This window comes from Mesotoga sp. HF07.pep.5.2.highcov (assembly GCF_003666285.1).
Classification (GTDB): Bacteria; Thermotogota; Thermotogae; order Petrotogales; family Kosmotogaceae; genus Mesotoga; species Mesotoga prima.
Map to the genome: position 1 here is coordinate 1 of NZ_JFHJ01000195.1, position 1,532 is coordinate 1,532.

Sequence of the window (1,532 nt, forward strand, 5' to 3'; positions counted from 1 at the left end):
GCTTTGAAGCAAAGGCTATCATTTTCAATGCTCCTTTCCTTTGTCAGACCTTCCGGAGAAGAGTTTTCTCACCCCGGTCTTGACAAACTTGAAATTGGAAAACAGTGATATAAGAATGAAGACAATAAGAATAATGCTGATGGGTCTTGAGAACATTGAGATTATCAGATTGTCTCCTGCCGAAGCAAGCGATACCGCCCTTCTAAAGTTAGCGTCCATCAATGATCCCAGCACAATACCGAGAACCATTGGCGCCACCGAGTATCCCTTCCTTCTCATGACGAAGCCAATTAGACCAAAGATGGCCATAATCAGGACGTCGAAAACACTTGAATTTATTGCATAAGCGCCGATTATACACAAGATTGCGACCACAGGAAGAAGGATCTTCTTCGGAATCAGTACCATCCTTGCCATTAGTGGAGCCACACCGATTCCAAGAGCAATTATCGACAACGATCCAATTAACCCGGCAGCCAGTATTACGTAGAAGAGGTCGGGAGTCTGCGTGAAAAGCAGAGGACCGGGTCTCAAGCCGTGGACGTACATTGCAGACAGAAGAACGGCAGTAACGGCGTCTCCGGGCACAGCAAGTGTCAGCATGGGTATAAGTGCGCCTCCTATGCAGGCATTGTTTGCAGATTCGCTTGCAACTATCCCTTCAACGGCCCCTTCGCCAAATGGAACTTCGGGTTTTCTGACCGTCTTTTTCGCCTGATCGTAAGCAATTAGAGAAGCTACTGGGCCTCCCGTGCCTGGCAGCGCACCTATGAAGGTCCCTATCACAGCCGACTGGAGTGAAAGGGGAATGTGCCTCATAAGTTGCCGAAAACCGACCTTCTCTTTCCCCAGCTTACCGGCTATCGGTTCGAGTGAGCGCTGCCCTATCTGAACGAGAATCTCCGAAAAACCGAACAGGCCGATCAGAGCTGCTATCAGCGAAATACCTGCTTGAAGCTTCATCGAGCCGAAAGTGAATCTCGGTGTGCCCATAATCGGATCGATTCCAATCAAGCTTATTATTACTCCCAGTGTTGCACTGATCAATCCTTTGAGGAAGTTCTTTGACGTCAAGGATCCGACAGTGGTAAGGCCGAAGAGGGCAAGCAGAAAGTAATCCATTGGCGAGAACTGTAGGGCAATCTTTGTAACTGGTTTTGCGAGTAAGGCCAGCATTATCAGACCAAAAAGAGTACCTACAAAAGAATAGACGGTAGCAACTCGTAAAGCCTTTCTGGCCTGTCCCTTCATGGTCATAGGAAAGCCGTCAAGTGTCGTTGCGACCGATGCGGGAGCTCCTGGGATGTTTATGAGTATCGCGGATATAGCCCCGGAGAAGACTCCGACGACATAAACTCCCATCATAAGAGCCATAGCGTCGTTGACCGTCCACGTGAAGGTTACCGAAACAAGAATCGCGGTGGCCATAGTCACCGAAAGCCCCGGCATGGCGCCTACAACAAGTCCGGCAAAGGCACCGACAAATACCAGGAAAATGAACCTGAGATCTATCGCGGCGAGTATCTGTTCAA

At 49.2% G+C, this 1,532-nt stretch carries 1 protein-coding gene; it reads right to left on the reverse strand.

Features of this window, described 5'->3' with window-relative positions:
- Positions 1–24: 24 nt before the first annotated feature.
- A partial coding sequence (locus BG32_RS04025; RefSeq protein WP_121526437.1) for a tripartite tricarboxylate transporter permease occupies positions 25–1,532 on the reverse strand: 1,508 nt, incomplete at its 5' end.